This window comes from Bacillus sp. FSL K6-3431, assembly GCF_038002605.1.
GTDB lineage: Bacteria > Bacillota > Bacilli > Bacillales > Bacillaceae_C > Lederbergia.
The window spans coordinates 1,501,076-1,521,468 of record NZ_JBBOCT010000001.1; the positions used below are offsets into that span (position 1 = coordinate 1,501,076).

Sequence of the window (20,393 nt, forward strand, 5' to 3'; positions counted from 1 at the left end):
ATCGCAACTTCCGCATCCCCCTTGTTTGTAGTCATTTAAAATACAGTTTTTATGTTTCATCGGCTTCACCAACACTTTCGTCTATTGGATGTATTTTCGTATACGCTTCATCCCCCAATACTTCCACTGCCAGAATGTTATACGCCTTGATTGCGGATTTTACATCTTTAAAATATCCTGTATAATGACTTTTCCCGTTATAGGTAATCCTTCCGGTGAATCTTTGGTCTTTTTTACTCCATCGGATACCTCTATACTTAGTCGTGTATTCTCTTAACGCCGGTTTATTCGGTTCTTCTTCGTAGTTCAATAGCGCATACTCACCGAAATATTTATTAGCATAATAATCATATGCCTTAGCTGCTTCCTCTTTAGTGAGGAAATATCCTATATGTTTTCGAACATTATCTATAGTAATGTAAGCGACCCACTTTCGATGAAATTTCGAATAGCTCGCCCCCTTAAGCCCACTACTGGAATTTGTGGCAATATTACGATTTTGGCTATTTTCCTTTTGTGTACATATCCTCAAATTCTCTCGTCGATTATCCAAGCTATTCCCGTTGATATGGTCGACGACTTGCTCTGGGTTAGGATTCATTATCATGCGGTGCATAGAGTACTTTTCGAAACCTAAATCAGTACCTACGTTTGTCCTAACGTATCTACCGCTATAAAACCACTTATATTTAGATAATACGGGGTAATCCTCCTTATCTACTTTCGCTATTTTCCCTAATCCGTGCTTTCCTGTAAGTTGTATCTCTCTGTGTTTTTCTCCCATTTAACCACCACTCTCCTTCCCGTTCCCTTTTCGCCATGCCTACGTCATCAAAGACCGCCGCATGTTTGCCGAGCATCTTTCCATTAAGTTGCGCAGCCGTATAGCGTTTGCCTATTACGCTTACGACTGTTTTACCTTGCGTTGTTGCTTCGATTGCTTTCGTTAAGCCGAGTTTCATTGGCATTCTCCGTAGCAAACGAAATCGCCGGTTAATTCGTTTAAATCGTTTCTAACATAGCGTAATTCGCGTTTCTGTTCGTCATTAAGACCGTAGCTTCCGAGGTATATTTCGTCTGCCATTTCGGTAATATTTTCGATAGTTTCGTTAGCTTCGCCCTCGCGTTCCGCCGCCTTTGCAATCGCAGTAAATTCCGGCGTGCCCCACGTCATACCTTTTACGGATTTCATTCGCTCGCCTCCCGTGAATCGTCGATTATCCGTACTTGTCCTCTGCTTACTAAGAAATCCGCAGTTTTTATTCGGATGGTACTTATAGAAACGAAACCATTAGGTTTAACCGATTTGGAAGTCGTCCATCCTTCGTGTTTTACAACGTCTCCCACACGCACTTCCGTCGGACTTGGCGCGTTCATATATTCCGTCGGCACTTCGAGTCCTAACGCTCGGCGTAAACTGATAGCCTTGCCGATGTGTACGTTAAAGCAGTCGTCCGGCGCGCATATTGCGAAGCCTTTTTCGATTACATTTCCGAACGCGTGATTTCGTATTACCGCAGTTACTAGCCGTTCTTCTCTATTGATTTCGAACCCAACTTCGGATAATACGCCACCTAATTTCTGTTCGTCTCCGTACTTAAACGTAAGATTAAACGTCCCGTCCTCGGTTATCTTTTCGACGTCCGCCTTCGCCCGCTCAATCGTATTATCGCGTATTTGCTGTGGCGTTTCTTTCGGGCTTGCTTCGTCGAGTTTCCGCATTAACTCCGCGTGCGTACTTTCCGCTTTCTCGCGCCACTGCTCACGCTGAAACGCCCGCCCTGCGTCAAATCCTTCGCCATATGCTTTGCGTCGTAGCTCGTCGATTGCGTCATGGGCTGCCGTGAGTGCTGCGGATACTTGCGATGGTGTTTCGGCATTTTCGATAATGACTTCGTATTCATGTGGATAAATAGGTACGTCATGTTTGTATGCCTTTACGAAATAATCGTCTTCGATCTCTCTCACCGTGAAAATATCACCGTTGTAAAACGAAAGCGCACTAGAGTTAGTAATCAAAATACGCTCGCCTACGTTTGCTTTTCGTTTAACCGTCGTTGATTTCGTCAATATAACCGCCCCTTTTCCGTTTTATTTACTTACCGCAAGTTGGATAATATCGAGTATCCGTTCGAAATTCCATAGTACGCCCATCGCAACTATTATCGCTGCTATTCCGATTCCTTCTTTCATTCCGTCACACCTTTCCGTTTTATTTACACGAAACTCCGCAAAACTCTTCTGTTATCTTCCGTCTAACATCCGCCATCGAAAAGTCCGGCGTATCGAATGTCACTGTCATCGTAGAAGTTACTCCACTTCGTTTACTACGAAACTTAACAGTATAAGTCGCCGGAGTGCTTTCGTGTCTAACCTCTCCGAAGAAAGAATGTTCAATTGTATATTCCGGCTCGCTTTTTAAAGTAATGCTTTCGATAATCACAGGCGCTTCGTTGAATTTTCGTAAAGTTTCCTGCGCTCGTTCTCTCTCCATCCGCAACCTAACTTTACGCTCTGCTTCGGCATAACCGATCTTCTCTCCTTGCGAAAATCCTTCCGCTCTAATTTCGCCTATCTTAGCTTTGGTTAGTATTTTCATTCCGCGATACCTCCGTTAATTTATTTACGCCTACAGCCAATCTGCGAGGTCTTCCCAGTCCGTCGTTTCCTCCGCCTTGCTTGCCGCTTGCTTGCGTTGTTCCTCGATTTGCAGTCGCTGCCAAACGTTTTTCCGATACGCCCAAGAGAAACCGAAGCTTGTGCCGGGATATTCCGCTGTTGGCGTATAGCTTGCGAAACACTCGTCGATAAACTCCTTTACCATTTCGTTTGACGCCGTCCGAGGCTTCGCATTCTTTCCGCTTGTTCCGATTAATCTGCCGAGCAGTCCTTTCTCCGTTATCCAGTTTTTCATCGGTACGTAGTCACATCCGAATAGCTCCGCGTGCTTATCGACCATGTAAGCGTGAAAAGTGGTCGTATTCCAGTCGTTGATATTACGCGCTTGCCAATCTTTTGCGAGTGGTAATCGTTTAGTCATTCGCTACCACCTCCGTTAAAATACGTCATAATATTCTCCCCAATCCCTCTCGTTTCTTACCGACACACTTACTTTCTGCGGGCTTTTAATTAACTTTTCTAACGTTTCATTCTCCGTTTTTAATCGAATAAGCTCGTCCAGCACTGCTTCAATATCCTCGACATATACCGGATGGATTTCGCCGTTAGCCCGTCTTATTCCGTTTCTTAACCTCTCTACGACGACTCTCAATCGCTATCGCCTCCTTTGGCATCATACGTCCCTACCTTTTTCCGAATTTCCGTGACTAATACTTCTGCGGATTTCCGCATAGCATCTCCGAATAATGCCTCAATCAGTTCCTCGTTTAACAGGCGCAACCGCTCAACCTCCGCCAATAAAGCCGGTACATCTTTGCGTGCTGCAGATATAAAATTCATATCGCTATTCCGATTATTGGCGATTGTGACTCGAGCAACGCTTTCACCTGTACTCACTCGCTCAATAGTATCGCAATAGTCGTCATATACCCGCCAAGGACCTTCCGTAACAAGTGACGCACGCTTACGGATTGCTTCGAGCTGTTCCGCTGTTAATTTCGCCATATTATCGACCTCCTTCTTCGTACTGCTTGCGTATCTTCTGTCGATTAAGTATTGCCACTGCTTTGTCTCTCACTATGTCTTTCTCCGCATCACATACCGGACAATATAGACGCTCCCTATCGGTGCTATTAGAAAACATGCTCGTCGTATAATAACGTCCTATCGAGTGCCATTCGTGCGGGCAATGCGCTTGTATCCGCTTAGTCTCGCGCTTTCGTAGCCACTTCGCTATCACTACACAACACCTCGCTAATCTCGATCAACCCGTCAAGCATTTCGTCAGCATCAATCCGCCTGTCCATGACTTGTCCGACAAACGCCGCCGTGATTAACGGTTGTACGTACCGGTGCGCCTTATTTAGCGTGCTGCGTAACTTTGCGTTTTCTTCCGCGAGTGCTACGTTTTTTGATTCCGCTATGAATTGTTGCCGCATGCTACCACCTACCCTCCGCTTAGTTTACGCTTGATTACAGCGTCTTTGACTACGTCCTATACGTAAGTATTAGTCGCCTATTAGAACGTCTGTAACACGCTTAAATTGACGTATACGGGCGAGTGTTAATCCTTTGAGAATACTGCAAATACGACAGCCATCAACACTAATATCACAAGACCAAAAACGTCCATAGTGATTCCTCCTTTGATATACGGCGTTTACAGCCGTTTGCATTACGTTAAGATATAAAGACATTCGGCGAGTGTTAAGGCGCGTTTACTCCGGTGATTTTTACGCCTAGTAGATCTAGTGTTTCTACGATCCCCTTCATCTCCGCCTCTATCTCATAAAGATACGGACTCGAGTCCTCATTTGACGCCAAGACATATAAGCCTCTGTAATAATCGCGTAACTTTTCCTTTTGCTCCGCTTCGAGTTCCTCCGGCGTCTTTTCGACTGTGTAGCCGTTGACTAGGGCGGACATCAGTGTATCGATAAAACCATCGTCGCGGCGGATACATTTCACTAACGTCATCATTCTCGTACCGTATGCCGATCTCCCATCATCAGTTACGACAGTGGCGATAATCTCCGAGTCTCTATAAAACTTGCGTACATCTTCGATTGCTTCCGCGACTTCGCGAGGTAGCTGCACCTTTTGCGTTATATTTTCGTCTGGCATTCGTGAAAACCTCCTAGTGTTTATTTTTAGCCGAGCATTGGTCCGCGTGCTTTTATAAAGTCGGTCGCTTGTGCTTCCGTAAAGCCAGCCGTTTGAAGTCCATCGAATGCGATACGAGTTAATGCCGCGTTAAGTTCGACTTGCTTTCGCAGTAAATCCATGTTAGCGAGCATAAATTCGATTGACTGCCGAATATCCGTGTTTTCAGACATTTGCGCCGCCCCACCTTTTCTTTTTATTTAATTTTTCTTTTGGTAAGTTCTTTTCGATTCTATACCTATGTGTTATTATCGATAATCTTTTAACGTAAGTTTTTCGGTATATAATACATCTTCCGAAACAAGCGCTCTTTGCTTGGGTCGGTATGTTTAGTTTAGATAACTTAAGTCTAGATAACCTAAGTATAGTTAGTCTATCCTTTTAGACACCCCGGGCCTGTCAAAAACGACACCCCCTGCCTGCCATTTTAGACGGTCAGGACTCGTTATCTACGTCAAGTAGGAAATACTGATTCGACGTTTGGTATCCGCGTTTGTCCCTCCTTTCCTCTATATCGATGTAGCCCGCTTCCTTCAACGTTAGTAAAGAACGTCTTGCAACTCGCTCGCTACACCGTGACTTCTTCGCTATTGTTTCGACGTTAGGATACGAGTCTTTCGAATTGTTGTCCGCGTACATACATAGAACGGCGTAAACCGCGATGTCTACCGGCTTTGTGAGGAGCGTATCATTGTCGACTATATCGCGAGTCATCATGAAAAACTTACGCTTGCGAAAGTCGATTACTGTTCGATTGTTTTCATCCGCCAAATTACCGCCTCCCTTTCCGCCCTCTTACTACCTCTATCGAATAGGAATCCAAAGTGGATAGTTATTTCGCAAATTCTTTTATTTCGTCCTTACTCTATATGCCCAGACGAATTTAAAAAGTGGGACATTTATTTCGTAAATTCTTTTTCGCCTTATACTTAACTACCCAAAACGAAAACGTAATCTGCGACATTTTCCCAAAATTAATTTAAAAACTTTCATAATCCACTGAAATATATACGGAAATACGGTAATATGGACCTATATAGGAAGAAGGAGGTTTTTCTGTTGTTATACGGATTGTTTGTTGTGGGATTAATCGTAATGATTGCCGGCATTGTGCTCACCGTTAAGAAGTTCGATAAGAAGATCGCTTTACCTGTATTACTAGGCGGATTATTACTGATGTTCAGCACGGCACCTTTTATCGATGTAGAGGACGAAGTCAAAGAAGCCGGTACGGAAGTTACGATCAAGCCGGACGCCCCCGCTGAAGAAAAGTCGAAGGAATTAACGCTGGACGAAAAGGTTTCCGAAATTATCCACGCTGAGCTAGGTGAAAAGGCGAACACGAAAAAGCCGCGTATTGAGAAGGTGGACGTTTATGCAGACGTAGTAAACATATGGCTTAATGCCGATGAGAACTTGTCCGTCAATATGACGAGGAAAAATATGTGGCGCGATACTTTCGATTTACTCGAAGAATTGGCGGCTATTAACGATGTCGAACTATACTCGTTCATATGGAAGTTTCCGTTAGTTGATACGAAAGGAAATAAAACGGACGCTAAAGTAATGTCGCTCGATTTTCCGAGGGAAACTTTCGAAGACATCGACTTTGAAAACGTAGATTATAATAATGCTCCGGATATTGCCGATAATTACTTCGTACATAAAGCGTTAGAATAGACGAAAAGCCCGGCGCTTAATTGCGCAGGGTGGCGTAATGCTTTCTTGCAAGGTGACGGTGCTATGCGCTATAATCGAAATAACGACAATGACATATCGCAAGACTTAACGTAATAAGACAACGTTTGACATAGCGTAGACTTTCCGATTACCTACCGTACACCTTGACAGGGTGGAGGTCATGGGTTCGAGCCCCTTCGGAATCATACCGTAAAACATAGAGCCACAACAGTTCTAGGGTTTTTTTTTCCGTCAACAACTGCATTTTTTGCTGTTGTTGACGAACTGTTGACGATTTACTATTTCCGTACTTAAAACAGAATTTACGTTCGCATAATTACATAAACAATAAACTAGTCCCCGCTCTCACGAACGGGGATTTTTCTTATTGCACAAACAATAATATTAACACTTATTTTAATATGATCAATCTCTCCTGTATCAAGATCGATCATTTTGGTTCCTGCGTTCATTCCTGTAATTATACCTGTGAATTTTTCATGTTTCCTATTTCGAAATGTAGTTATAGTGATTGTTGATTCAAATTCATATGCTTCTGAAATCCTCTCTCCAATTTCAATATAATCTTCTTCTGTAAGTTTCGGAGTCGCTTTTGATTCTTTCCTCGCTTTCTTCGGCTTTGGTACAGCTAACATTATTATCATCCTCCTAAAACATTTGTTCTCATTGTATTACGAACGTTCGTTCTTGTCAAAAATATGTTTTTTGGTTAAGATAAGAGAAATATTAAATCAGGAGGATGAATGATGATACCTGATCATGATAGGGAGATACTGAGTAAAGCAGTTTGTTTACCCTTTCTAATAAAAGTATTACAACGGGATTTGAAAGTGGTCGAGGTTAATCCTTTTAAATTTAAAGGCCCTTATATGGTTGTAATAGAGGAATTAATGAAGGTAATAAAAAAGGATCTAGCTGAGGTAAAGAGATATTTGTACAAAAATAATATAAAGATTGTTTATGTCGGCAAAGACGAAACGTCTACAAATTATTTATTTTTATACAATGGCTTTGAGGAAAAGACAAATTATTTTAATCCTCATTTAGGGAATAAGGTTGAGGAGATGTTGAGGGAATATATGAATGGTGGACAAAGCAAAAATAGCGACCCGTCCATATAAATGGATAGGTCGATTTAGCTTTTAATTTAAGCCCGGTCAACGCCGGCCTATTTTTAATTACCATTTAATATCTTCGTGTCTATGTCTACGCTCTCTGCACTTACAGTCAAAATCTCGGTCTCGATCACGATCACGGTCACAACAATGCTTGCGCTCGCGCCTTTCTTCACGACACTCACATATCAATCTACGCCGACTTCTTTCATTTTCAAAGCACATACTCTACACCTCCTTTATAACTATTAAGGTCGACCTTAATAATAATATATTGGAAAATGTCGAATTTGATTGTACAAACTGTCTGAGAAAAGCGAGGATTTTTTATTTTATGCAATAAAAAAAGCCCCCTCAGTTATGAGGAGGCTATAGGGAAAGTGGAAACCAAGGATACATATATTATTACTTATACTATGTTTCTTATACCTGTCCAGGCTATTTTTAAGAGACAATAATGTGTAAAAATATCTTTGTTCAACTAACGTTTGTTTAATAAGAAAGATACTGTACAATGTCTATTAAATTCATATATAATTTTCAGTATATTTCAAATGGAAAGGGGAATATTTATGAAAACTATTGGCCTTATTGGTGGAATGAGTTGGGAGTCCTCGTTAGAATATTATCGTATTATTAACGAAGAAGTGAAAACCAAATTGGGAGGATTGCATTCAGCCAAGTGCATTTTATATAGCGTGGATTTTGAAGAAATCGAACGCTATCAAGCTGAAGGTGATTGGGAAAGTTCTGGTAAATTATTAGGCGATGTTGCTCAGTCTTTGGAAAAGGCAGGTGCAGAAATTATTGTAATTTGTACAAATACGATGCATAAGGTGATTAGATATATTGAAGAAAAAGTTAGCTTACCAATTTTACACATTGCTGATTCAACAGCAAATCAAATTCAAAAGTCCGAAATAAGTACGGTTGGTTTACTTGGTACTCAATATACGATGGAGCAAGACTTTTATAAAACACGAATTGAATTTAATGGTATTAAGGTTTTGATACCAAATGATGAGGATAGAAAAGTTATAAATAAAGTAATTTATGAAGAGTTATGTTTAGGGGAAATTCAACAATCATCAAGGGATTATTACAAAAAGGTTATCAAGAGGTTAATTGATGATGGAGCTGAAGGAATAATATTAGGTTGCACAGAAATTGGATTATTAGTAAAACCAGAGGATTCAGAAGTGCCATTATTTGATACAACAGTAATACATGCCATTGAATCTGTTAATATGGCATTAGAAAAATAATTTGATTAGACACTGTACTTCGATCCGAGGTACATTACTTTTTTCTTCATCAACGGGTGCTTTAGTTCAATAAGAAGAGACCGCCAATTACAAGCAAAAAAAGCGACCCATCCACATAATGGATAGGCCGCTTCGTCTTATCTTCTTAGTATATTTAACAAAGTTGCGTTCTGCTTTGCTGTACCTGTGTAGTTTTTAATACCAAGCTTAGCAGCTAGCTTAGCTCGATTATTAAAGCCTGAATCCTGCCCGATTGAATTTAGGTAATCGACCACACTTGTAGTCTTCTGATTACCTTTCGGCTTATTGACAACCACCCCGCCTTTTAGTTTATTCAAGAGAAAAGTATTTTGAACAGTAGTACCTTTATAGTTTTTTAATGCCATTTTTGGCAGTAACTCTTTGCGGTTAGCTATACTTGAATCTACACCGATTGATTTTAAATAATCGACAATACTGTTTGTTTTCATGTCACCTTTTTGGGCTACGAATTTGTGTCTTATTTATATCTTACAAAACTGAAAGGAAATTGTAAGGAAAACCAATTTTCCACTTCAAATTTAACAAATATACTTTTCTCAGAACACCTAAGGAGGAAAGTGTTATGAGTATACCTGACATTAATGTCGATTTGTTTAGAATGATAAATAATTTAGGTAAGGAAATTACGTATCTCAATTCGACTATGGTATTCATAGCTGAGTATTTGGTATTTTTCCTAGCTCTAGCTGTGTTAATTTTTTGGTTTACAAGGCGTCATGAAAATCGGATAATGATAATTTGCGCTTCAATTACTTTTTTTTCAGCTGTAATAGTTGGAAAACTTGCTGGAAAAATTCATTCCAATAACCAACCCTTCGCTGAATTATCTAATGTTAATCAGTTAATTGGACATGCCGTAGATAATTCTTTTCCAAGTGATCATACTATTTTATTTTTTTCTTTCTGTATGACTATTTTTCTTTTCAAGAGAAAAGCAGGTCTATTATGGATAGGTTTAGCAATATTAGTAGGTTTTTCACGTATATGGGTAGGTGTCCATTATCCAGGGGATGTTATTGTTGGAGCTTTGATTAGTATTATGTTCGCAGTAATTATTTACTTCACAATGAAAGAATCAACTCCTATCAAAAAAATATTAGCTTTATACGAAAAAGGAGAACAATTAATTTTACCTAAACATTATAAAAATAAATCCAGAAGTCGTTAATTTTATACTAAAAACTTACATCCCTATTTGATTTCAGCAATAAGGCGATTTTATTATATAAGGATTAATAGAATCCAATGTATAATATCCAAAACAGTTTTCACAAAGAAACATAAAATGTTCATCAAGAACTATTTCGCCCCACCGAAATAGTTGGGCATTTTTTATTGAACGTCTGACTTTTTGACCCACGAATAAATCTCTTTGAGTAATACCCTATCCGATTTAACTTGCTGAATCGTATATATTTTTTTAAATAAAAAAGACCTCCCCAATTAAGAGGAGGTTATCGCAATGTTAAAAAAAGGAGGATTGATAACAGTATTACTCTTGACGTTTTTCTTAAACCTATCTGGCTATTTTTATGAGATAATATAGTATAAAAACATCTTTTTTCAACTAACGGGGCAGTTTAATTTAAGTAGATAAAAAGGATAAAGGGGATAACATAATGCTAACAGAAAAAGTCCATATTGCCGTGCCGACAGCTTTTTTTGAAGATGAATCTTTAAATACTCAAGGGACAATAAGCCATATAAGAGACCTGTATAAACAAGGAGTAAAATCTGTTCTTGTCTCTGGATCTACTGGAGAACAGCATAGTTTAAACCTTCAAGAAAAAATTGAAATAATACACGGTTTAGAACTGGAAGAAGAGCTCATTAGTAATATGGAAATTATATTTGGTGTGGCTTCAATTAGACAGAAAGAGGCAGAGGAATTAGCTGAAAAGATTCGACACACAAAAATATCCGGTATCATGCTTGGGTATCCACCGTATGTTATACCGACACAAGAAGAAGCATTCGTTTATACAAAGAGGATTATGCACCTTAGTAATAAACCTACAATTTTATATAACAATCCAAAAAGAACTGGATTTGATTTATCAGAGAAGAGTATTATTCAATTAAGTAAGATAGACTTAGTGGTTGGAATAAAAGATGCTGGCAATAAAGAAAAAGTTGAACGAATAAAAAATGGTATGCATAAAAATAATTTATATTTTTATGCTGGTGGAGAAGAGGATTTAGAAGAAAAAGTATTACATGGATATGATCGCCTTTCTTCCATTGCTGGGAATGTTTCCCCGACAGAAATTAGTCAATGGTTTCAAAAAATGCTTAGAAAGCAAAAAGTAAGTAAACAAGAAAGTGATAAAATAGAAAATATTATGGAACAAGTTTATCAAGGAAATGCTATTGTGAATCTGAAAAAAACCATTAATCGTAAAGGTGTTCCAATGGGGATCTGCAGGAGTCCAATAGGATGTAATATGTAGGTTGCGATTTCCGAACACTTTTAATTTTCCTCACTCAATGTTTTTCAACTAACTGGTCCTACTGTGGAATAAGATAAGACCGCCAATTACAAGCAAAAAAAGCGACCCATCCACATAACGGATAGGCCACTTATATAATTATAAGCCCGGCCAACGCCTGGCTATTTTTTATGCGATAATAAAGTGTGAAAATATCTTTGTTCAACTGAGGGGGCAGGTTAGTTGAAGAGTGTTGTTTAACTTGTGTTCAACAATTGGGCCAGATTGTGGAGTAACTCTTATATTGTGTAGTAGACACATACTGCGCAGCAATGGACTTAATTATCAGCTGACTTTGTGAAGATATATATTAATACGGACTCACCTATTGGTGGGTCCGTTAGCTTAGTCAGTTTAAAATTAAAGGTTAATCCGATATATTCAGAAAATCACCGATATCCACCACAAGCAAGTACAACACTCGATGAAAAAAGAATAAAATCAAACTAAATACCGGACATACCAAGTTCACTAGTCGGGTTTTTGTGAAAAAACTTAATGATTTTGATTCACCTCTGATCCAAGAGGTACTTCTTCCGGAAGCTTATACGAAGCGCTAGGAATTTCTCGTGGCTCATTATTAATGGCATCTGACGAATACACCAAAATTCTAACGGTTCCACCGTAAACAATTGATCGAATCAATATAGGCTGGTTGTATTTGTTCGTAAAGCGGAAATCGGGTCCATACCAGCTAACAGTAGCGTCTCTTTCTGAAGGTACATAGCCAACCCGTTTGCTATGGGAGTATCGTTCTGTAATAGTTAACCCCGCTTTATCTACTGCATTATACAACGTTGAAGAAATTTGGCATATTCCACCACCAATATCCTCCGACAATTCACCCTTTACGATAACCGGTGCCCGCTTATAGCCCTTTTCCCTCGTTCGTTTTCCGACCACTTTATTAAAGGAAAAAGTCTCACCAGGAAAAACAACGTGGTTATTGATTGCTTCACTTGCAAGTAAAATATTATGAGAACGCTCTCTGTTATTTGAATTAAAATAGGTAGCATAATGTCCAATTCGATTTACTCTTATATGTGAGAGCAGTTCGCTATCCACGTTTGGAAATATTGTATGCATGGGAGCTTCTACGAAATAGGAGCCTTTATTGAAAAAATATGTATAAAACAAACGTGTGAACGCCTCGTGGTCCAGTTTATACCCTACTTTTTCAACAACAATATTCCCATTGTTATCCAGAGAAGCGTTTGTTGGCGGTTTATAGATGGTCTTATCTAGTTTTTGAATAAATTCATTGTAGTTTTTTTGATCAATAAGCGGAATATCTATTAATGGGTTTGAAAAATAAACGCGATTAACATTTGCAATTGTTTTTCCTTCATGACTAACGACTAAATTGTCAGGAAGATTGTTTTGACTTCCTATCAATAATAATACTGACAACCAGATGAATTTCATAAGTTATCCTACCTCCCAAAGTTAGTATGGGTATGGGGATACCTTTTCATGTGTATATTTACACTTAAACTCCCTAAGCTCAATAAGGAGGGAGAGGTTTTAGTCCTTCAAATTCAAAAAGGTTTAAGTATATGATGCAGTAGAAAAATTTATCAAAGTATTAGACCTCTCTTTGCATTTACACGAGTAAAATACCAATTATTAAATTCTTCAACTAATTGGTGCTTTACTTCAATAAGGAGTAAAGCGTTTTTCTTATTCAAGTAACGGGGCAGTTTATTTTAAGAAGGAGCTGACTGGTTTAATTTATTTAATCCTATATTTGTGCAGACCTATATAGCTGTAACCATCGTAATAAAGAAGGAAATGTACAGTGATAACATAGCAGCTAAACTTGCTGAAGAAACCGATGTTAGTGAAATCACAGTCTTTTGGGAAGTGCCAGATCACTTGGAAGGTAATAACGTAGCAAAGTATATGTATGAAAGATCCGGTGACGGAATGGCGAAAGTAGATAATTGGCTTGCGCCCAAAATTCGAGATTGATAGTTTGATAACACAAAAAAAGCGACCCGTCCACATGGATAGGTCGTTTTTAGTTATTAATCCAGGTCAGCACTGGGCTTTTTCTTATTCAAATTCCTTAGTATCGATCGTCTCTACGTTCTCTGCATCGGCATTCGAAATCACGATCACGTCTGCGGTCGCGGTCGCGATCTCGATCTCGATCTCTATCACGATCATGGTCACAATGATGTTCACGTTCTCCTCTTACTTCTCTACATTCACAAATTAACCTTTCCCGTCGTCTCCGTCGGTCTTCTCTTTCTCCGCCAACAAAATCATGTTCAAAACTCATACACTCATCGCCCCTTAATATTATTAAAGTCGGCCGACCTTAATAAATAATATATTGTTAAATGGTATGTGATGATTGGACAATCCGGCTGGTAAAAACGAACATTTTTTATTTTCTGCAATAAAAAAAGACCCCCTCAGTTATGAGGAGGTTATGCAATGTGAGAAAAAAGGAGGGTTGATAAAGGTATTGCTCATAACGTTTTTCTTAAACCTGTCCTGGCTATTCCTATGAGATAATAAAGTAGAAAATATCTTTTTTTCACTAATGGGCAGGATAGTTCCATAACACAAATTGGAAATATATGTGGTAATATAGGAAGAAATATATTAAAGTATGTAATTTGTTTTGGAACTCTTAATATAAAAATTAATTTTTATATCACTATTTATATTTATTATCCATTCTATCGAAAGATGTTCAATAGGGTATGGTATCTATGATGAGGAAGTTGTACATAAACCACAAGGGTATATATATATATAAAACTGTTTTTATGATGAAGAGACTCAATTAGGGTAAGCATCACGAAAAATTGATTGAGGAGTGGAGCTAGTGCATCTAGTATGTGAAACTGAAAGATTAGAAGATTATTTGCTTGAATTAAACGAAATTAATTATTCTAACCCTTTGATAAAGTCGAAAGTAGATGAACTTTTTAATACATCTCAAACTGAAATTGAAAAGGTAAAAGTTGCTTTTGAATTTGTTCGTGATGAAATATCTCATTCTTTGGATATCCGAGGGAAACGAGTTACATGTAATGCATCAGATGTATTAGCCTATAAAGAAGGAATATGTTACGCGAAATCCCATTTACTAGCATCTTTATTACGTTCGCAAGGAATACCAACAGGTTTCTGTTATCAACGTTTGATGTTGTTTGATACACCAGAAAAAAGGTATTGTATTCATGCTTTGAACGCTGTCTTTTTAAGATCACTTAATAAATGGCAAAGACTTGATGCTCGTGGAAATAAAAAGGGAATTGATGCCCAATTTTCCATTAAAGAAGAAAAGCTAGCTTATACAACTCAAGAGAAATATGACGAAAAGGATTATCCTATTATTTATAGAAAGCCACATCCAAAAACAATAGCTGTGTTAGAAGAACATTCAGATGCATTAGAAATGTGTAAATATCATTTACCAGAGAGCTTATAGTTATTCCATTAAAGAGTAGCGATTGTTCAACAGGAACATTCGCTTCTTATGCTAACGGGCAGGTTAGCTTTCCTGTAGATCGTTAAATATCAGGTTTGAAAAAAAATAGAGCCCCTCAGTAAGATTAGAGTATAGACACCACTCTAACTCAGACCCTTAAGGAGGAAGCCCTAAATGAATTTTAAAATGCAAGACAAACAGAATCAACTCATAGAAAGAATTTCCGATACACATCTTATTGTTGGTGTGGGTATCGCTCAACAACTACACGTTGCAAGAGCAGTTAATTTCCGTGGAATTGTAATTGGAGATCCTCTTACCTTTGAAAATAATGAAGAAGGGTTTATAAATCTATTAAACTGGATTCAAGAGTTAAAAAGACTAAAGAACTTAGATGCAGCAATAGTAGGTATGGAGCCTACTGGCCATTACTGGATTAACCTATCAAAATGGTTATATAACCAAAACATGGAGGTAGTAACAGTCAATCCCCACTTAGTAAAAAGGAATAAAGAGAATCGTGATAATACCCAATCTAAGAGTGATAAATAAGATGCGCTCGTTATCGCGGATATGGTCACAAATCACAAATGGCTACTATCGCCCATCATCAGAATCATTTGAAAAACTTAGAGTCTAGTGTCTAATCGTGATGTGATTGTAAAACGTCTCGTAATGTCTATTAATCAAATAAATCGATGGGTAGATGTTGTTTTTCCAGAGCTACGACAAGTGTTTAAAGATGTTTCGTGCAAAGGGGCTATCGCAACCCTCCGTTTGTTTCCGGCTCCAGATGAAATATCTTCAATGGAGTCACTAGATGTCATGACGGGGTGGAAGACATTAATGAAAAGACAACCGGGACCTAAAAAAGCTCAATTACTGATCAATTTAGCAAAATCTTCTATTGGAACTGAACAAGCACTTGATGCTTATAAACTCCATCTAGAACAATTATTAGAAGAATATGACCTCGCTGTAAAACAACTCGAAAGAGTTGAACAACGAGTAAAAGAAGTTCTTAATCAAATACCATTCGCAAAGTTTTGATGTAAGATACTTCACTGCACTTAAAAATATAACAATAAAGTCGTTTAAATCTATATGTTACTCCACAATAGCGCCCGATTCTTGAATAACTCAAGATTAGCTATAAATTCATTCATTTAAAAATCTATAGGACTTTGATATTTAATAATCTCGTTTTAGAGACCATATCAGCACTTTCTAACGTTTGTTTCGAGGGAGTGTTATAATACCAACAACCACAAATCGGATTTAGATTATTGTCATAACACCATTCCTTTAAATGATGAATTATCGTTCTGCCTATTCCTTTTTTTCTGTATTGTTCATTTGTAAACATGCCGATATTTCCATATCTATCAAGTATCTTACTTGTTTCTATAATCCCTATTCCAAGCAGAATACTTCCTTTGGTGTAGGTGAATATTTCCCTATTTTCAATACGTTCCTCCACTTTATCAATGAAGTCCTGACATACCTCAGTTATTTTTGTAGCATCGCTAGGCACCGCAGCTCTGAATTCCCCATCTTTAAATAATTTCCCCTTTGGAATTTCCACTTTGTTATCTTGGAAAAAGTAAGCTTGTTTTTCGATCTTATAATCATGATCTAATACCAAACTTAAAAAAAGTTCGTCGCATGTTGGAACCAGTATTGACCGAATTGAATAATCCTTAAGGACATTGTCAAAAATCTCTTGAGATTTTTTGTAGTATGATAAATCTAAATAAAATTGAGTTAGGTACTGGTTACTATGTATGGCATAATAACCTGCAACTTCAGAGTTGTAACTGATTGTATAAAATACGGAATTGAGAATGTGCTCCTCTAAAAAGGAATCAATAGGAGAACTTAATGTACTAACATATCTTTGGATTAAATCCCCAATATCACTTTGTTTACATTCTTTAAAATAAAAACCCATGTTTGGACACCTCGTATTTTTGTTGATCTCATTAGTGCTCATGCAATATATCTTATTACTCATAAAATAAAGAGAATCTATCCAATAAATCATCTAAAAGTATTAGTGTGTTATTCTATTTTAGTTTCGTGAAATGCTCTAACCTCCAAGTTAGTTGTACAATCTTACTTTACAATCTGGCCCGATTGTTGAATAGCACGACTGGCGTTTTTTAACAACTTTATTATTTGTTAAACGACTTTATTGTAAATTAAACACCTTTATTGTTACTTAACAATAGGATCATTACAAGTCCTTTTTTACGAGCTGTGCAAACAATACAGCCTTTTGCAAAGAAGGAAATTTGAAAGTAGAGATTGATAACCGATTATCAGAGCGCGTGCTTAGTTCAAAGTCCTTTCCAGATTGGTTGAACAAATTTTATGCGACAATCAATGATATGGAGTTAAAGCATGTGGGTGGAGAATCGAGTAAAGAAGCGATGAATCGGATCGTAAAAGTTGTAGAAAATATAGTAGCAAGCAATGCCAACAATACAATTATTGTTACACATGGAAATATTATGTCCTTATTATTGAATTACTATGATAAGAACTTTGGCCTTGAAAAATGGAAATGTTTAAGTAATCCTGATGTGTTTCTTTTGCGTATTTTACGAAATGATTTCCATATCCAGCGTCTATGGAAGGATAATCATTAATTAGTTACAAAAAGACCTTCAATCTTTTATTTGAAGGTCTTCTTTACAATCATTTAATATATTGGTAAATTCCAAAACTTTATTTAATAAAAACTGAATAATTCAGAAACTGAACTAATCAGTTCCTTTGTGCTTTAAGCATAAATGTCAACGTTCGAGCCCCTTCCGAATCATCCTCCCCTTAAAAATCAACTCCTAAACGACTGTTATATCTACTTGGTATGTTTCAATCAGCCCAGTGTTTTCTAAAATCCAATTACCTAAAATATTCTCTTTCTATTTAGGCTTACATTTCATAAACAGGCGGATCATTTCATTGTGACATAAGGCAAATTATGCGCTTTTGCGATGCCCTCGAACATAATTTCCCCGTTCATGATATTAAGGCCTTTGTGCAACGCTTGATTTTCATTAATAGCATTTTTATAACCTTTATTAGCGATTTGCAAAACATATGGCATCGTTGCATTTGTTAGGGCCATAGTGGATGTTCTAGGTACAGCGCCGGGCATATTGCCAACTGCATAGTGAACGACACCATGTTTCACATATGTTGGATTTTCATGTGTTGTTACATGTGTAGCTGTTTCAAAGATTCCTCCTTGGTCGATTGCCACATCGACTATGACTGAACCGTTCTCCATTAATTGGATCATCTCTTCCGTTACCAATTTTGGAGCCTTAGCACCAGGAATAAGTACAGCACCAATAACAAGATCTGATTCCTTAATCTCTTGACTAATCATGTACGGATTAGACATTAAAGTAGAAATCGCATTTCCATATATATCTTCTAATTCCCGTAATCTTGTTGGACTGACGTCTAATATAGATACTTGTGCTCCTAGCCCGATGGCTATTTTGGCTGCATTTGTGCCGACAACTCCGCCGCCGATAATCGTCACTTTCCCTCTTTTTACTCCTGGCACACCACCTAGTAGTACCCCCTTCCCTCCTTTTGTTTTTTCTAGAAATGAAGCACCTATTTGGGTAGCCATTCTTCCTGCTACCTCACTCATCGGGGTAAGTAACGGTAATGAATTGTCTGCTAACTGTACCGTTTCATATGCGATTGCTATCACATTTTTATCCATTAAAGCCTTTGTTAGTGGTTGATCTGCAGCAAGATGTAAATATGCGAATAAGATTAGGCCTTCGTAAAAGTATTGATATTCATCTGGAATTGGCTCTTTTACTTTTATCACCATGTCACATGCCCAAACATCTGCAGCTGCTTCGGCTATCGTTGCACCTGCTTGCACATATTGCTCATCAGGAAAACCTGAATTCATACCTGCACCTTTTTCTATAAATACCTGGTGGTTATGTTGGGATAGCTCCATCACACCTGAAGGAGTGATCGCGATACGGTTCTCATTATTTTTCAGTTCTTTCGGCACACCAATTCTCATGAAACACCAACTCCCTAGATTTATTAAGTATTACTCGTTTGTTTACTATACCCCTTAGGTAAAAAAACACTCATAATCTAATTAGTTTGTATAGATTACAAGTGTAAGCAATATTTTATATGGCATTTATCTCAACTGTTAACGTTTGAATAATAAATTCTAGATCGGCTTCCTCAATATTTAAAGGTGGAGCGAGTGTTAAGACATTATTAAAACCCGCTACAGTTGCGCCGTTTTTCCCGACAATCAACCCGTTTTGTTTACACCCTGATATAACTTTATTTACTAAGTTTGTTTCTAACGGTTCTTTCGTAGCCTTATCTTGCACAAGTTCTATTCCTATCAACAAGCCTTTTCCTCTTACATCTCCAACGCAAGGATGGTTCTCAAGGGCTGTGGTTAAACTGTGTTTCAGATACGCTCCCAATTCTTTTGATCTGTCATATAAATTTTCCCGCTCCATAATCTCAATATTTTTCAGTGCAAGTGCGCATGCAGCCGGATTTCCACCAAATGTATTCACATGCCGGAAATAATCATATTCCTCCGATCCTTTAAAAGCTTCATATATTTCTTTTTTTACTGCTGTTGCTGATAAAGGTAAATAAGCACTTGTAATTCCTTTAGCCATCGTAATAATATCTGGTTTAACACCATAATTCATGAATCCAAAAGGTTTCCCTGTCCGACCAAAGCCACATATAACTTCGTCAACAATAAGTAATGCACCATGTTTCTCACAAACCTCTTTTACACCAGCCATATATCCATCAGGTGGAACAATCACACCACCACCAGTAATGATTGGCTCCATAATCACCCCAGCAATTGTTTCACTTAGCTCCCACGTCATCACACGGTCAATCTCTTGTACTGACTGCAATTCTGAAGGCTTACAATCAGTGCGGTCCGAAGTACGATATAAGTCGGGCGGCGCCACATGTAGGAATCCTGGAGCCAATTGCTCATATTTATATTTTCGTTGTGCTTGACCTGTGGCGGCTAATGCTCCCATAGAATTACCATGATATGCACGGTATCTAGCTATAAACTTATAACGACTATGTTCACCTTTTTGTTGGTGATACTGTCTGGCAATCTTGAACGCAGCTTCATTAGCCTCAGATCCGCTATTGGAAAAGAAGATGACATACTCCTCACCTAACATTTCGTTTAATTTTTCTCCCAGTTTAATTGCAGGTTTATGACTTTGACTAAGTGGAAAATAGGCCATCTCTTTTAATTGCTCAAAAGCTGCTTCTGCGAGTTCAGTTCTACCATAACCAACGTTTACACACCATAAACCCGACATTGCGTCTAAATAACGTTTCCCAGTATGGTCTGTTACCCAAGAACCTTCAGCTTTTTCGGCAATCATAGTAGATTCAGGACTATACGGCTTCATTGAATGCCAAATATAATCTTTATCCTTTGTTAAAAGTTCTTCTCCTTGTTTCATTTTGGTCATTCTTTTCACCTCTTCACTTT

Annotated in this window: 26 protein-coding genes and 1 pseudogene; 9 read left to right on the top strand and 18 right to left on the bottom strand. The window is 38.0% G+C overall.

The window, feature by feature from the left end; all coding sequences use genetic code 11:
• Positions 1–49: 49 nt before the first annotated feature.
• The 11 genes from MHB53_RS07540 to MHB53_RS07590 all read right to left on the bottom strand — a co-directional run bounded on the left by MHB53_RS07540 (position 50) and on the right by MHB53_RS07590 (position 5,499).
• Positions 50–784, bottom strand: coding sequence for an HNH endonuclease (locus tag MHB53_RS07540; protein WP_340916773.1), 735 nt, complete (start codon positions 782–784; stop codon positions 50–52).
• The gene (locus MHB53_RS07545) at positions 714–962 is read right to left on the bottom strand and encodes a hypothetical protein (RefSeq protein WP_340916775.1); all 249 of its coding nucleotides are present in this window, start codon (positions 960–962) and stop codon (positions 714–716) included. Before MHB53_RS07545 ends, MHB53_RS07540 begins: the two co-directional genes overlap by 71 nt.
• Positions 959–1,192 carry a hypothetical protein gene (locus MHB53_RS07550; protein ID WP_340916777.1) on the bottom strand — a complete coding sequence of 78 codons (234 nt, stop codon included), beginning with the start codon at positions 1,190–1,192 and terminating at the stop codon, positions 959–961. The genes MHB53_RS07545 and MHB53_RS07550 overlap by 4 nt, the downstream gene beginning before the upstream one ends.
• Positions 1,189–2,070 (bottom strand): hypothetical protein, encoded by an 882-nt coding sequence (locus MHB53_RS07555; RefSeq protein ID WP_340916779.1) that lies wholly within the window; start codon positions 2,068–2,070, stop codon positions 1,189–1,191. Before MHB53_RS07555 ends, MHB53_RS07550 begins: the two co-directional genes overlap by 4 nt.
• A 142-nt stretch (positions 2,071–2,212) precedes the next feature.
• Positions 2,213–2,599 carry a hypothetical protein gene (locus tag MHB53_RS07560; RefSeq protein ID WP_340916781.1) on the bottom strand — a complete coding sequence of 129 codons (387 nt, stop codon included), beginning with the start codon at positions 2,597–2,599 and terminating at the stop codon, positions 2,213–2,215.
• Positions 2,600–2,629: 30 nt separating this feature from the next.
• Positions 2,630–3,040 (bottom strand): hypothetical protein, encoded by a 411-nt coding sequence (locus MHB53_RS07565; RefSeq protein WP_340916783.1) that lies wholly within the window; start codon positions 3,038–3,040, stop codon positions 2,630–2,632.
• A 15-nt stretch (positions 3,041–3,055) separates the two neighbouring features.
• The gene (locus MHB53_RS07570; protein ID WP_340916785.1) at positions 3,056–3,271 is read right to left on the bottom strand and encodes a hypothetical protein; all 216 of its coding nucleotides are present in this window, start codon (positions 3,269–3,271) and stop codon (positions 3,056–3,058) included.
• Entirely contained in the window at positions 3,268–3,624 is a 357-nt protein-coding gene (locus tag MHB53_RS07575) for a hypothetical protein (RefSeq protein ID WP_340916787.1), read from the bottom strand. The genes MHB53_RS07570 and MHB53_RS07575 overlap by 4 nt, the downstream gene beginning before the upstream one ends.
• 702 nt (positions 3,625–4,326) lie before the next feature.
• Positions 4,327–4,743 carry a hypothetical protein gene (locus MHB53_RS07580; RefSeq protein ID WP_340916789.1) on the bottom strand — a complete coding sequence of 139 codons (417 nt, stop codon included), beginning with the start codon at positions 4,741–4,743 and terminating at the stop codon, positions 4,327–4,329.
• Positions 4,744–4,769: 26 nt separating this feature from the next.
• A complete protein-coding gene (locus MHB53_RS07585; RefSeq protein WP_340916791.1) occupies positions 4,770–4,955 on the bottom strand; it encodes a hypothetical protein in 186 nt (61 codons plus the stop codon).
• 262 nt (positions 4,956–5,217) lie between these two features.
• The gene (locus tag MHB53_RS07590; protein ID WP_340924548.1) at positions 5,218–5,499 is read right to left on the bottom strand and encodes a helix-turn-helix domain-containing protein; all 282 of its coding nucleotides are present in this window, start codon (positions 5,497–5,499) and stop codon (positions 5,218–5,220) included.
• A 342-nt stretch (positions 5,500–5,841) separates the two neighbouring features.
• On the opposite strand from MHB53_RS07590, the gene MHB53_RS07595 reads away from it, so the two are divergent.
• Entirely contained in the window at positions 5,842–6,462 is a 621-nt protein-coding gene (locus MHB53_RS07595) for a hypothetical protein (protein ID WP_340916793.1), read from the top strand.
• 353 nt (positions 6,463–6,815) lie between these two features.
• Here the strand turns inward: MHB53_RS07595 and MHB53_RS07600 are convergent, their stop codons facing one another.
• A complete protein-coding gene (locus tag MHB53_RS07600) occupies positions 6,816–7,118 on the bottom strand; it encodes a YolD-like family protein (protein WP_340916795.1) in 303 nt (100 codons plus the stop codon).
• A gap of 108 nt (positions 7,119–7,226) precedes the next feature.
• Between MHB53_RS07600 and MHB53_RS07605 the strand changes: the two genes are divergently transcribed.
• Together MHB53_RS07605 and MHB53_RS07610 are read left to right on the top strand one after the other, a co-directional pair.
• Complete coding sequence (locus tag MHB53_RS07605; RefSeq protein WP_340916798.1) at positions 7,227–7,604, top strand: hypothetical protein; 378 nt, start codon at positions 7,227–7,229, stop codon at positions 7,602–7,604.
• Positions 7,605–8,170: 566 nt separating this feature from the next.
• Positions 8,171–8,863 carry an aspartate/glutamate racemase family protein gene (locus MHB53_RS07610; RefSeq protein ID WP_340916800.1) on the top strand — a complete coding sequence of 231 codons (693 nt, stop codon included), beginning with the start codon at positions 8,171–8,173 and terminating at the stop codon, positions 8,861–8,863.
• A gap of 137 nt (positions 8,864–9,000) precedes the next feature.
• On the opposite strand, the gene MHB53_RS07615 is transcribed toward MHB53_RS07610, so the two are convergent.
• Positions 9,001–9,333 (bottom strand): hypothetical protein, encoded by a 333-nt coding sequence (locus tag MHB53_RS07615; RefSeq protein WP_340916802.1) that lies wholly within the window; start codon positions 9,331–9,333, stop codon positions 9,001–9,003.
• 134 nt (positions 9,334–9,467) lie between these two features.
• Here MHB53_RS07615 and MHB53_RS07620 point away from each other — a divergent pair, with 134 nt between their 5' ends.
• Both MHB53_RS07620 and MHB53_RS07625 read left to right on the top strand, forming a co-directional pair.
• Positions 9,468–10,073: an undecaprenyl-diphosphatase gene (locus MHB53_RS07620; protein WP_340916805.1), complete on the top strand. Its 606-nt coding sequence runs from the start codon at positions 9,468–9,470 to the stop codon at positions 10,071–10,073.
• A gap of 451 nt (positions 10,074–10,524) precedes the next feature.
• Positions 10,525–11,355, top strand: coding sequence for a dihydrodipicolinate synthase family protein (locus MHB53_RS07625; protein WP_340916807.1), 831 nt, complete (start codon positions 10,525–10,527; stop codon positions 11,353–11,355).
• A gap of 534 nt (positions 11,356–11,889) precedes the next feature.
• Here MHB53_RS07625 and MHB53_RS07630 read toward each other — a convergent pair.
• Entirely contained in the window at positions 11,890–12,819 is a 930-nt protein-coding gene (locus MHB53_RS07630; protein WP_340916809.1) for a VanW family protein, read from the bottom strand.
• 366 nt (positions 12,820–13,185) lie between these two features.
• Here MHB53_RS07630 and MHB53_RS07635 point away from each other — a divergent pair, with 366 nt between their 5' ends.
• Positions 13,186–13,365: a hypothetical protein gene (locus tag MHB53_RS07635; protein WP_340916811.1), complete on the top strand. Its 180-nt coding sequence runs from the start codon at positions 13,186–13,188 to the stop codon at positions 13,363–13,365.
• 97 nt (positions 13,366–13,462) lie between these two features.
• Here the strand turns inward: MHB53_RS07635 and MHB53_RS07640 are convergent, their stop codons facing one another.
• Complete coding sequence (locus MHB53_RS07640) at positions 13,463–13,678, bottom strand: hypothetical protein (RefSeq protein ID WP_340916813.1); 216 nt, start codon at positions 13,676–13,678, stop codon at positions 13,463–13,465.
• 555 nt (positions 13,679–14,233) lie between these two features.
• Here MHB53_RS07640 and MHB53_RS07645 point away from each other — a divergent pair.
• Both MHB53_RS07645 and MHB53_RS07650 read left to right on the top strand, forming a co-directional pair.
• The gene (locus tag MHB53_RS07645; protein WP_340916816.1) at positions 14,234–14,842 is read left to right on the top strand and encodes a transglutaminase-like domain-containing protein; all 609 of its coding nucleotides are present in this window, start codon (positions 14,234–14,236) and stop codon (positions 14,840–14,842) included.
• A 174-nt stretch (positions 14,843–15,016) separates the two neighbouring features.
• Positions 15,017–15,886, top strand: a pseudogene (locus MHB53_RS07650) (IS110 family transposase); the annotation flags it as partial.
• A 130-nt stretch (positions 15,887–16,016) separates the two neighbouring features.
• Here MHB53_RS07650 and MHB53_RS07655 read toward each other — a convergent pair.
• Positions 16,017–16,793: a GNAT family N-acetyltransferase gene (locus MHB53_RS07655; protein WP_340916819.1), complete on the bottom strand. Its 777-nt coding sequence runs from the start codon at positions 16,791–16,793 to the stop codon at positions 16,017–16,019.
• 343 nt (positions 16,794–17,136) lie between these two features.
• On the opposite strand from MHB53_RS07655, the gene MHB53_RS07660 reads away from it, so the two are divergent.
• Positions 17,137–17,493: a histidine phosphatase family protein gene (locus tag MHB53_RS07660; protein ID WP_340916822.1), complete on the top strand. Its 357-nt coding sequence runs from the start codon at positions 17,137–17,139 to the stop codon at positions 17,491–17,493.
• A gap of 308 nt (positions 17,494–17,801) precedes the next feature.
• On the opposite strand, the gene ald is transcribed toward MHB53_RS07660, so the two are convergent.
• Together ald and MHB53_RS07670 are read right to left on the bottom strand one after the other, a co-directional pair.
• Positions 17,802–18,905 carry an alanine dehydrogenase gene (ald, locus tag MHB53_RS07665; protein WP_340916824.1) on the bottom strand — a complete coding sequence of 368 codons (1,104 nt, stop codon included), beginning with the start codon at positions 18,903–18,905 and terminating at the stop codon, positions 17,802–17,804.
• Between the two features lie 115 nt (positions 18,906–19,020).
• The gene (locus MHB53_RS07670) at positions 19,021–20,373 is read right to left on the bottom strand and encodes an aspartate aminotransferase family protein (RefSeq protein ID WP_340916827.1); all 1,353 of its coding nucleotides are present in this window, start codon (positions 20,371–20,373) and stop codon (positions 19,021–19,023) included.
• Positions 20,374–20,393: the final 20 nt, after the last annotated feature.